This window comes from Sporosarcina sp. So3-204 (assembly GCF_058068165.1).
Window position 1 is genome coordinate 1,099,560 of the sequence record NZ_CM176485.1, and the last position, 11,208, is coordinate 1,110,767.

Here is an 11,208-nt window from a genome sequence, read left to right on the forward strand (position 1 = left end):
ATGGATATAATTAAAGTAATGGACGATGCGTTATCGAATAAAATAGCGGCTGGTGAAGTTGTTGAACGACCCGCTTCAATTGTAAAAGAACTCGTTGAAAATGCAATTGATGCTGAAAGTACAGTCATTGAAATTGCGTTGGAAGAGGCAGGCTTGATGAAAATCCGTGTGACGGATAATGGAAAAGGAATGACTCGGGTAGACGCATTGCAAGCTTTTGAACGCCATGCGACGAGTAAACTTACGAATGAACATGATCTTTTTCGTATACGTACACTAGGTTTTCGTGGTGAAGCACTTGCGAGTATTGCTGCGGTTTCCAAAATCCATATGTGGACTTCGGATGGTGAAAGTACAGGTACAGAAGTTCAAATTGACGGAGGTCGTGTTGTAAAACACGACAATGCAGCTTTTCGAAAAGGGACTGATATTACTGTATCTCAGCTGTTTTTCAATACACCAGCTCGTTTGAAGTATATGAAAACAATTCAAACAGAACTTGGACATACCATTGACCTTGTAAACCGTCTTGCGCTTAGTCACCCTAAAATAGCATTCAAATTAACGCATTATAGCCAAACAATTTTACAAACTTCTGGCAGTGGTGATTTAAGACGTGTACTTTCAGACGTTTACGGTATAGCGGTCGCCAAGAAAATGATTCATTTCCAAGGTGAGAATGCTGACTATGCAGTGAATGGTTTTATATCATTGCCTGAAATGACACGTGCTTCTAAAAATTATATGACCTTACTTGTGAATGGGCGATGGGTGCGAAGCTTTTTAATTAATAAAACTGTTGTTGATGCGCTTCATACATTTTTACCAATTGGACGTTTTCCAATTTCGGCGATTAACGTAGAAGGGGATCCTTTTCTGACTGACGTCAATGTTCACCCGTCAAAACAACATATTCGAATGAGTAAGGAAGGGGAACTACTAGCGCTCCTGAAAGAATCAATTCAAAGTGCGATTCGAAATAGTCTTGTCGTGCCGGCAGCAATAAAAAAAGAAAAAGTCATTCATAACCCATCTGAACAAGTGAGTATATGGGGGAATCGATTTTTGGAACGCCCCAGCAAAACGCCTAACAACCCAGTAGAACAATCTGAACGTTTATACGAAAAGAAAGCTGAAGTCGAAGAGGTAGACGAGTGGGCAATCAGAGAGCCTGATTTTAAAGAAGAAGAGGCAGTAAAAGATGAAGCACCAATATTTCCTACTCTATACCCGGTCGGCCAAGTTCATGGGACGTATATCGTGGCACAAAATGAAGATGGCTTTTTCATGATTGATCAGCATGCGGCACAAGAACGAATCAAATATGAGTTCTTTAGAGATAAATTAAAAGAAGCAAGAAATGAAGAACGACAATTACTTCTAATTCCAATTCAATGTCACTATTCAGCAGATGAAAAGATTAGAATTGAAGAAAATAAACTACTTTTGGAAGAAGTCGGTATTTATTTAGAAGAGTTTGGTCCGACATCTTATGTCATTAGGGAATTTCCGACATGGTTTCCAGATGGTGAAGAAACACAAACAATTGAAGCGATTATTCAGCAAGTTCTTGATTCAAGAAAAGTAGATATTGGTAAAATTCGAGAAGATGCTGCGATTATGATGAGTTGTAAGAAGTCGATTAAAGCGAATCATTACTTAACAACTTCAGATATGGAACGCTTACTTAAAGACCTTTCTGAAGCAGAAAACCCTTATACATGTCCACATGGCAGACCCGTACTTATTCATTTTACGACGTATGAAATTGAGAAAATGTTTAAACGAGTGATGTAAATAGGAGACCAATGAAAAAATCTGGATTTCTGCTAACACCATTGAATTTCGTTCCAAATAGGGCTTCGGTACTTTCGAAGTCCCGCTTTAGCGGACGCTTTCCGCGGGCACGGCTTCAGCCGCTTCCTTCGCTTTGCTCAGTCCCGGGTCTTCCGCTCGCGCTGTTCCCGCTGGAGTCGCCGCTTTCCACTACAATCAATTGGAATATCAGAGGAAAAACTAGTTTTTCAGTGACATTGTTATTAGGAGGGGGCTATTTTATGGAAAAGTACATTCTATCTATTGACCAAGGGACGACTAGTACGCGAGCGATTCTTTTTAATCATGCTGGTGATATCGTTCATTCCGCACAGCGGGAATTTAAACAATATTTTCCGAATCCAGGTTGGGTTGAGCATAATGCGAGTGAGATATGGGGGTCTGTGTTGGCGGTCATTGCATCTGTTTTGACAGAAAGTGGCAAGCAACCCGAGCAAATCGCGGGTATTGGTATTACAAATCAAAGAGAAACGACCGTCGTTTGGAATAAAAAGACGGGTCAACCGATATATAACGCAATTGTTTGGCAATCAAGACAGACGCAGGAAATTGTGGATGACTTAAGAGAAGCCGGCCATGAAGAGGTAATTCAACAAAAAACAGGACTTAAATTAGACCCTTACTTTTCTGGCACAAAATTGAAATGGATTTTGGATCATGTAGAGGGAGCAAGGGAACTTGCGGAATCCGAAGAGTTGTTGTTTGGTACGATTGATTCGTTTCTCATCTGGAAATTGTCAGATGGTGCTGTTCATGTAACGGATTACTCAAATGCATCTAGAACAATGCTTTTTAATATCGAAGACTTAAAGTGGGATGAACAATTATGTGAATTACTCACTATTCCACAGTCGATGCTTCCTGAAGTTCGTCCTTCATCAGAAGTATACACAAATACGAGTTCAAACGTTTTTTTCGGCGTTGAAGTGCCAATTGCAGGAGCCGCTGGTGATCAACAATGTGCCTTATTTGGCCAAGCATGCTTCCACAGAGGTATGGCTAAAAACACATATGGTACGGGTTGCTTCACGCTACTGAATACAGGTGAAGAACTTATTCGGTCTGAAAATGGCTTATTGACAACAATTGCTTGGGGAATAGACGGACGGGTTACATACGCGCTTGAAGGAAGTGTTTTTGTTGCCGGCTCTGCCATCCAGTGGCTGCGTGACGGGTTGCGGATGATATCTAAGGCAAGTGATACGGAAAAGTATATGAGTCGTACTGTGTCATCAGAGGGTGTTTATGTAGTGCCTGCTTTTGTTGGTCTTGGTACACCTTATTGGGATTCAGAGGCAAGGGGCGCTGTGTTTGGATTGACACGGGGCACAGAGAAAGAACATTTTATCCGCGCTACTGTTGAATCACTCGCTTATCAATCAAAGGATGTATTACTCACAATGGAATCAGATTCGAATATGGAAATCGGAATTTTACGTGTTGACGGGGGTGCAGTAGTAAATCATTTTCTAATGCAATTCCAAAGTGATCTTCTGCAAGCGGATGTGGAACTATCAAAGTATCAGGAAACGACAGCTTTGGGTGCTGCCTATTTAGCAGGTCTGGCAACAGGATTTTGGACGTCGCTTGAAGAAGTAGAGTCATTATGGACGAAGGAAAAGACTTATTCTCCATTAATGGACGTAGAAGAAAGAGACCGTCTTTATAAAGGATGGAAAAAAGCAGTAGAAGCAGCACGAGTCTTCAAACTTTAAGGGAGAGGGTGAGACGAATGTTATCAGCTATTAAAAGACCTAAAATCAAACAGTTTATGGGAAATTATAAATTCGATGTCCTCGTCATTGGAGGAGGAATTACGGGTGCCGGCATTGCTTTAGATGCTGTTACAAGAGGTTTGTCAGTAGCACTTGTCGATATGCAAGACTTTGCAGCCGGCACTTCAAGTCGCTCGACAAAACTTGTTCACGGCGGCTTGCGCTATTTAAAACAACTTGAAGTGAAAATTGTTGCTGAAACAGGACACGAACGTGAAATTGTCTATAAAAATGCGATGCATGTTACTGAACCTGAACGTATGCTTCTACCAATTCATAAAGGTGGAACTTACGGCAAGTATTCTACTTCAATCGGTTTGTTTGCTTATGATTTCCTTGCAGGTGTGGATAAAAAAGAAAGACGTGAAATGTTAAGCGCTGAAGAAGCACTTGAGATAGAGCCGTTATTAAAAAAAGAGGGTCTTTTAGGAGCAGGCTTATACGTTGAATACCGCACTGATGACGCTCGATTAACAATTGAAACAATGAAAAAAGCTGTTGAAAAAGGCGCTTTATGCCTTAATTATATGAAAGCTGAAAACTTTATATATGATCAAGGGAAAATCATCGGTGTTGGCGTAACGGATATGTTAACTGGAGAGTTATTAAATATGCATGCTGAAACGATAATAAATGCAACGGGACCTTGGGTTGATGATGTTCGTGAAAAAGATGAAATCTCTAATCTTAAGAGTTTAACGTTAACTAAAGGTGTTCATATTGTAATTGATCGTTCGGTCTTCCCGCTCAGACAGGCGATTTATTTTGATGCATTGGATGGTCGGATGATATTCGCTATTCCACGAGGACAAAAAGCGTATATTGGTACAACGGACACGAACTATATTGGTGACCGAATAAATCCAACTGCAACTGAAGAAGATATTAAATACTTACTTGAAACGATTGATCATATGTTTCCGAAAACAAATGTTAGAAGAAGGCATATTGAATCGACTTGGGCAGGCATTCGTCCACTCATTAACGAAGAAGGCAAAGATCCTTCTGAAATTTCGCGAAAAGATGAAATATGGGTAGCAGATAGCGGTCTAATTACGATTGCAGGCGGTAAATTGACAGGATATCGTAAAATGGCTGAAAACATTGTCAACTTAATTTTGAAAAATAGTAATAACAAGTCAATTGGACCTTGTGTTACAGAGCATATGACATTATCTGGAGGAGACTTTAAGGATGTCGAAGAGTTTAAGTCATTTGTTAACAGTAAATCAAATGAGGGTATGCTTTATGGACTGACGAAAGAAGAGAGTAAACGACTGGCCTCTTTTTATGGTAAAAATGTAGATACGCTATTTACTTTTGCGCATTTAATTAAGAATGAAGAGGGAAGTTTACCACTTTCCATGAGGGCTGAAATTCTTTATTCAATCCATCATGAAATGGTTATGACACCTTCAGATTTTTTTATACGTCGAACTGGAAAACTATATTTTTCAATTGACGTGGTTGAAGAGTATAAACAAGCCGTGTTAAGTTATATGACGCAACTTTTATCATATAGTGAGCTTGAAAAAAATATATATGCTGAAGAACTAGATAGACATATAAGTGATGCGAAAGTGAAGGTGCATGCGATTGAATGAAATGACACTTAAAATGAGTGATGGATTTTCTGTCTATGCTTTTAAATGCCTTCCTGATGTAGAACCGGTAGGCCATATACATCTAATGCACGGAATGTCCGAGCATATTAAACGGTATGATGAGTTTGTTGCCTATCTCGTTAATAGCGGATATATTGTTTCAGGACATGACCATCGAGGGCACGGAAAAACTGCTGAATTGAACGGGAAACTAGGTTATTTTGCAGTAGAAAATGGTTTTGAAAGAGTTGTACAAGACGCTTATGAAATCATAACTACAATGCGCGAAGAAAATCCTTTAACTCGATTTATCCTATTCGGACATAGTATGGGGTCGTTTATTGGCCGGAGATACATTCAGTTATTCGGTAAGGAAGTAGATTTGGCAATATTTTCAGGAACGGGTGGAGATCCTGGTATAACCCGATATGCAGCTCAAGCATTAGCTAATATTTCAGGTAAAATAAGAGGAACCGATAAACCTGACTATCTTTTAAATAAACTCGTCTTCGGTGGTTTTAATAAAATGATAGACAATCCAAATACATCTTTAGATTGGTTAACAACAGATACTGACATTGTGGAAGAGTATATAAATGATCCCACTTGTGGCTTTGTTCCTTCAACACAATTTTTTGCGGATTTATTCGAAGGTCTAGGGAAAATAAATTCGAAAACAGAAATAAATAAAGTTCCTAAAGACTTACCAATTTATCTGTTTTCTGGTAGCGAAGACCCGGTTGGTGACTACGGAAAAGGTGTCATGAGTGTTGCTGGGCAATTTGATGGTGCTGGAATAGAAGATGTTACTATCATGCTGTTTGAAGGCGGAAGGCATGAGATGCTTAATGAAAAGAATCGACTACATGTATTTGAATCAATTACAGATTGGATTGAAAAGAAATGAGTTCGTATCCAGAAGTAATTGCCATTGTTGGTCCGACTGCATCAGGAAAGACTGCATTAAGTGTCGCGCTAGCCAAAAAGATTGACGGTGAAGTGATTAATGGTGATGCAATGCAAGTATACAAAGGGCTTAATATTGGAACAGCTAAAATTACGCCAGAAGAAATGTGCGGGGTACCCCATCACCTATTTGATATTAAGGAGCCACATGAATTATTTTCAGTTGCTGAATACCAGACTGAAGTACGTAAATGTATAAAAAGCATTCAAGAACGGGGTAAAATACCGATTATCGCCGGTGGGACGGGGCTCTATGTGCAGTCCGTTTTATATGACTTTCGGTTTACTGAACAAGCGTCAGATTTGGCGGTTAGAGCCCGGCTCGAGCTTGAACTAGAGGAAAAAGGTGCTGACATTTTATATGAAAAGCTTGTCAAAGCGGATCCTATAGGTGCTGAAAAGATTCATCCAAATAATCATCGGCGTATTGTCCGTGCACTTGAAATTATTGAAGTGACGGGGAAAACAAAAGAAGATCATGAAGAAGGAATTGGCCATAGACCATTATATAACCATCTCTTAATTGGTCTGGAATCAGACAGGGAAATCTTATATACTCGTATTAATCAGCGTGTTGATAACATGATGGCTAATGGCTTTTTAGACGAGGTTGAACTGTTATGGAAGAACAATGTTCGAAATGTGCAATCAGTTCAAGCGATAGGTTATAGAGAACTTCAACAATATATAGAAGGTTCAATTTCTTTAGAGCTTACAATTGAGTTAATTAAAAAGAATACGCGTAACTATGCAAAACGGCAAATGACGTACTTCAAAAATAAATTTGACATCAATTGGTTCGATACTGATAATGGGATAAATAACATTCTAGATAAAGTTTTGTTAATAATGAAGGATTCAGGTAATTCAAGTCGAATAACAGTTAATACGAGCGAAGAAATACGTTAAGACAACAGGAGGAATTATTTATGAAGCAGGGGAAAATGCAAGATGTTTTTTTGAACTCATTACGTAAAGATAATATCATTGTAACTGTGTTTTTAATGAATGGTTTTCAATTGAAGGGTCTAATTAAATCGTATGATAATTATACTGTGCTTCTTGAAACTGATGGAAAACAGCAACTTATTTATAAGCATGCGATCTCGACTTATGTACCTTCTAAGTCGGTTTCAATGGACTTAGGGGAATAAGTAATTATAATTCAGAACAGGGTGAATTTTCCTGTTCTGTTTTTATTTTTTAGTAATGAGTCAATTTCATAACAAGGAGTATTAATGTCAGATCAAAGTTAATTTGAATTGGAATTAACACTGTTAATTTCCGCTACAGGCGGACGCTTTCCACGGGGCGTGCGGTGAGCCGCTTCCTTCGCTTCGCTCTGTCCAGGGTCTCACCTGGCACGCTAATCCCGTAGGAGTCGCCGCCTTCCGCTCCAAACAACTGAGACTTCATTAAAATCAAAGAACAATGTAGATTGCTTTTTTATTATTCAGATATTTGGTGAAAATAAGTATATATGAAATCGACACAATAAATAAGAAATCTTATACAATATTTTAGCTACATACTGATAAAATAGTAAGGTGAATATGAAGAGAAAGAGGAATGTTAGATTATGTTAGTAAATAAAGAAGATGTATTGCTTGAGAGAACTGAAGGTATTGAAGAAAAGCTTATTCCTTATTTCAAAGCTGTTAGTAAAATAGCATTTTATAATCAAAAGAAAGTGCTTGCTGCATTCAAAAATAACAAAGTGAGTGATTTCCATTTATCTGGATCGACTGGGTATGGATATGATGATGAAGGGCGTGATGTTTTAGAACGCGTCTATGCCGATACGTTCGGAGCGGAAAGTTGTTTAGTACGTAATCAAATCATCTCTGGAACACATGCAATTTCGATAAGTTTGTTCGGCATTCTTCGTCCGGGAGACGAATTATTATATATTACTGGAAAGCCATATGACACGTTAGATTCTATTGTCACGGGTAATGGTAAAGATACTGGTTCTCTTCTTGATTACGGCATCACGTATAAACATATTGATTTGAATAAGGATGGTTCGGTTGATTTTGAGGAAGTTGAAAAGAATATTCATGAGAGAACGAAAATGATTGGTATACAACGCTCGAAAGGCTATTCTGAGCGCCGATCCTTTATGGTAGATGAAATTAGTGAAATGATACAAAGAGTGAAGGCGATTAATCCTGAGCTCATGGTCTTTGTTGATAATTGCTACGGGGAATTTGTTGAAGAGAAGGAACCGACAGAAGTTGGTGCTGATTTAATGGCGGGTTCTTTAATTAAAAATCCAGGCGGCGGACTTGTGAGAACAGGTGGTTATATCGCAGGACGGAAAGACCTCGTCGAACAATGCGGGTATCGAATGACGTCTCCGGGGATTGGTGCAGAAGCTGGTGCGTCGCTAGATACATTGTTAGAAATGTATCAAGGTTTTTTTCTCGCGCCACATGTTGTTAGTCAGGCGGTAAAAGGTGCTCTGTTTACGGCAGCATTGCTTGATAGTTATGATTTAAACACGACTCCTCATTATTCTGAGAAACGAACGGACTTAATCCAATCGGTATCTTTTTCAAATGCTGAGCAAATGATTGCTTTCTGTCAGACTATACAAGAAAATTCTCCAATTAACGCCCACTATGCACCTGAGCCTGCGTATATGCCAGGTTATACCGATGATGTAATTATGGCAGCTGGAACTTTCATCCAAGGTTCCAGCATAGAACTTACAGCTGATGGTCCAATTAGAGCGCCCTATACTGCGTATATACAAGGCGGATTAACATACGAACATGTTAAAGCGGCAGTTATGGCATCAGTGGAAAAGCTTGTCAGTAAAAAATTAATGTAAAATATAAAAAGGAGCTACTCTTCTAACGAATGAGAGTAGCTCCTTTTGCATATAATTTAATGAATCAAACGATAAACGCCGACTACTTTGCCAAGAATGGACACGCTATCAACAATAATTGGATCCATTGTTGCATTTTCTGGTTGTAAACGATAATAATCTTTTTCTTTAAAGAATCGTTTAACAGTAGCTTCATCTTCATCTGTCATTGCAACGACGATTTCACCATTTTGTGCTGTATTTTGTTGTTTCACAACGACATGGTCACCATTAAGAATTCCTGCTTCAATCATACTGTTTCCAACAATTTCAAGGACAAAAAGATTATCTTCAGGTGAACCGAATGATTCAGGTAGTGGGAAATATTCTTCAATATTCTCAATTGCTGTAATAGGTAGACCTGCAGTAACTTTTCCGATGAGTGGAACATTAATAACGCCAGGAATAAATGCATCAAGTCCATTTGGATCAAGGATTTCAATTGCACGAGGTTTCGTAGGGTCTCTTCTTATGTAGCCTTTACTTTCCAATCTAGCTAAATGGCCATGGACAGTGGAGCTGGAAGCTAAACCGACTGCTGTACCGATTTCTCTCACGGAAGGTGGGTATCCTTTTTTCTTAACTTCTGCTTTAATAAATTCTAAAATGTCTTCTTGCCTTTTTGAAATTTTTGACATCTGCTTCACCTCTTAAAATAGTTTTTTTACGCCAAGAGTAAAAGATTCTACTCAATATACGTTTTATTTATTATGTTAAGTATATCAGCGGTAAACTAAAAAAACAAACATTAGTTCTAATTAAGTCGTTGACATTAAACTCGAAATATCTTATTATAAGAACATGCATTCCGAACATGCATTCTAAATTGGTCAAGGGGGAATTAAATTGCAATTAATTAAAAATAATTTTTATATACTTTCTGTTATTATGTTGTGCGTACTTTTAACGTTTATTGGAACATATAAGATAAAGAGTGATATAGATTATGAAAAAGTAATTGTTTCTGAAGGGGACACGCTTTGGTCTTTCTCAAATCAATATGAAAAACAAATTCCGACTGATAAATGGATTGCGGAAACGATTAAAATTAACGATTTGGCTTCAGCAAATATTAGAATTGGTGAGGAGTTACTTCTACCTAAAGGTACAAAAGTGAATAGCAGCAGTATTAATCGAACTGAGATTGCTAGTGAAGGGCAATGAACGATGTGAAAAGAAGCGTAATATATTGCAGAGTGAGTACTGAAAAACAAACGCAGGAAATGTCTTTAATGCGACAAGAGGAAGAACTTAAACATTTGGCTACTAATCTAGGTTTCAATAATATAGAGGTATTTAGCGATAAGCATAGTGGTTTCGACATCGAAAGGGATGGGCTTCTTGATTTATTGGAGTTTGTACGTGATGAAAATATTGATGCTGTCTTAATTCAAGATGAAACAAGACTTGGTCGTGGGAATGCAAGAATGGCTGTTTTGCACTTACTTTCAAAAACTGCAACAGAGATTTATTCTCATGCAGATAACGGTGAAATACCTTTAAATGAAATGGACACGATGCTTCTTGAGATACTTGCAATTGTTGAGGAATATCAAAGGAAACTTCATAATGCCAAGATTAAACGGGGTATGAAACGGGCAGTAAGAGACGGTTATAAACCCCATCAAAATTTGAGGAATATAGGGAGTGCAGAAGGTCGGGAACGAATAGAAGTGCCTATTAGTGAAATTGTATCCCTAAGAGAAAAAGGACTTACATATGATGAGATTACGAGTGTGTTAAAGGGACTTGGCCATGACGTCAGTAAAGCTACCATCCACCGTAGATATAAAGAATATGAATTAGAGCAGGAAAGCTAAATCGTTGCGCTTCCTGCTTTTTTTGTATACGTTTTAAGTATATATATATGGATAGGTGGAGAGAAAATGTTATCTAAAGAAAAACTTGAAAGAATAAATGAACTATCTAAAAGATCGAAATCGACTGGCCTTTCTATTGAAGAAGCAAAAGAACAAACAAAATTACGCCAGGAATACCTTGTCGCATTTCGATCATCAATGCGTGAAACGATTGAAAATGTAACAGTGATTGATCCTGATGGCACAGATGTAACGCCTGAAAAGGTAAAGCGTGCACAAAAACAAAATCCATTAAACTAGGCATTCGTTTGCCCGAATTAATTGTAATTCGA

Annotated in this window: 11 protein-coding genes; 10 read left to right on the plus strand and 1 reads right to left on the minus strand. The window is 38.2% G+C overall.

Features of this window, described 5'->3' with window-relative positions:
- From mutL to AC3RV6_RS05300, 7 genes are all read left to right on the plus strand, one after another.
- Positions 1-1,797: a DNA mismatch repair endonuclease MutL gene (mutL, locus tag AC3RV6_RS05270; RefSeq protein WP_489748412.1), complete on the plus strand. Its 1,797-nt coding sequence runs from the start codon at positions 1-3 to the stop codon at positions 1,795-1,797.
- A 260-nt stretch (positions 1,798-2,057) separates the two neighbouring features.
- On the plus strand, positions 2,058-3,551 hold the full coding sequence (gene glpK / locus AC3RV6_RS05275; RefSeq protein WP_489748413.1) for a glycerol kinase GlpK: 1,494 nt from the start codon (positions 2,058-2,060) through the stop codon (positions 3,549-3,551).
- Between the two features lie 17 nt (positions 3,552-3,568).
- Positions 3,569-5,215 (plus strand): glycerol-3-phosphate dehydrogenase/oxidase, encoded by a 1,647-nt coding sequence (locus tag AC3RV6_RS05280; RefSeq protein WP_489748414.1) that lies wholly within the window; start codon positions 3,569-3,571, stop codon positions 5,213-5,215.
- 1 nt (position 5,216) lies between these two features.
- Entirely contained in the window at positions 5,217-6,122 is a 906-nt protein-coding gene (locus AC3RV6_RS05285; RefSeq protein WP_489749193.1) for an alpha/beta fold hydrolase, read from the plus strand.
- Positions 6,119-7,090, plus strand: a complete 972-nt coding sequence (gene miaA, locus AC3RV6_RS05290; RefSeq protein WP_489748415.1) for a tRNA (adenosine(37)-N6)-dimethylallyltransferase MiaA — start codon at positions 6,119-6,121, stop codon at positions 7,088-7,090. Before AC3RV6_RS05285 ends, miaA begins: the two co-directional genes overlap by 4 nt.
- A 20-nt stretch (positions 7,091-7,110) precedes the next feature.
- Entirely contained in the window at positions 7,111-7,335 is a 225-nt protein-coding gene (hfq, locus tag AC3RV6_RS05295; protein ID WP_489748416.1) for an RNA chaperone Hfq, read from the plus strand.
- A 425-nt stretch (positions 7,336-7,760) separates the two neighbouring features.
- Entirely contained in the window at positions 7,761-9,017 is a 1,257-nt protein-coding gene (locus AC3RV6_RS05300; RefSeq protein WP_489748417.1) for a methionine gamma-lyase family protein, read from the plus strand.
- Between the two features lie 56 nt (positions 9,018-9,073).
- Here the strand turns inward: AC3RV6_RS05300 and lexA are convergent, their stop codons facing one another.
- Positions 9,074-9,694 (minus strand): transcriptional repressor LexA, encoded by a 621-nt coding sequence (gene lexA, locus AC3RV6_RS05305; RefSeq protein ID WP_489748418.1) that lies wholly within the window; start codon positions 9,692-9,694, stop codon positions 9,074-9,076.
- Positions 9,695-9,902: 208 nt separating this feature from the next.
- On the opposite strand from lexA, the gene yneA reads away from it, so the two are divergent.
- From yneA to AC3RV6_RS05320, 3 genes are all read left to right on the plus strand, one after another.
- Positions 9,903-10,220: a cell division suppressor protein YneA gene (gene yneA, locus AC3RV6_RS05310; RefSeq protein WP_489748419.1), complete on the plus strand. Its 318-nt coding sequence runs from the start codon at positions 9,903-9,905 to the stop codon at positions 10,218-10,220.
- Positions 10,217-10,876, plus strand: coding sequence for a YneB family resolvase-like protein (locus AC3RV6_RS05315; RefSeq protein ID WP_489748420.1), 660 nt, complete (start codon positions 10,217-10,219; stop codon positions 10,874-10,876). The genes yneA and AC3RV6_RS05315 overlap by 4 nt, the downstream gene beginning before the upstream one ends.
- 66 nt (positions 10,877-10,942) lie before the next feature.
- Complete coding sequence (locus AC3RV6_RS05320; RefSeq protein ID WP_489748421.1) at positions 10,943-11,176, plus strand: DUF896 domain-containing protein; 234 nt, start codon at positions 10,943-10,945, stop codon at positions 11,174-11,176.
- The last annotated feature ends 32 nt before the right edge of the window (positions 11,177-11,208 follow it).

Coding starts and splice junctions, on each gene's coding strand:
- AC3RV6_RS05280 (WP_489748414.1), top strand. CDS start 3,569: ATGTTATCAGCTATTAAAAGACCTAAAATCAAACAGTTTATGGGAAAT.
- AC3RV6_RS05320 (WP_489748421.1), top strand. CDS start 10,943: ATGTTATCTAAAGAAAAACTTGAAAGAATAAATGAACTATCTAAAAGA.
- lexA (WP_489748418.1), bottom strand. CDS start 9,694: ATGTCAAAAATTTCAAAAAGGCAAGAAGACATTTTAGAATTTATTAAA.
- AC3RV6_RS05315 (WP_489748420.1), top strand. CDS start 10,217: ATGAACGATGTGAAAAGAAGCGTAATATATTGCAGAGTGAGTACTGAA.
- miaA (WP_489748415.1), top strand. CDS start 6,119: ATGAGTTCGTATCCAGAAGTAATTGCCATTGTTGGTCCGACTGCATCA.
- AC3RV6_RS05300 (WP_489748417.1), top strand. CDS start 7,761: ATGTTAGTAAATAAAGAAGATGTATTGCTTGAGAGAACTGAAGGTATT.
- mutL (WP_489748412.1), top strand. CDS start 1: ATGGATATAATTAAAGTAATGGACGATGCGTTATCGAATAAAATAGCG.
- AC3RV6_RS05285 (WP_489749193.1), top strand. CDS start 5,217: ATGACACTTAAAATGAGTGATGGATTTTCTGTCTATGCTTTTAAATGC.
- glpK (WP_489748413.1), top strand. CDS start 2,058: ATGGAAAAGTACATTCTATCTATTGACCAAGGGACGACTAGTACGCGA.
- hfq (WP_489748416.1), top strand. CDS start 7,111: ATGAAGCAGGGGAAAATGCAAGATGTTTTTTTGAACTCATTACGTAAA.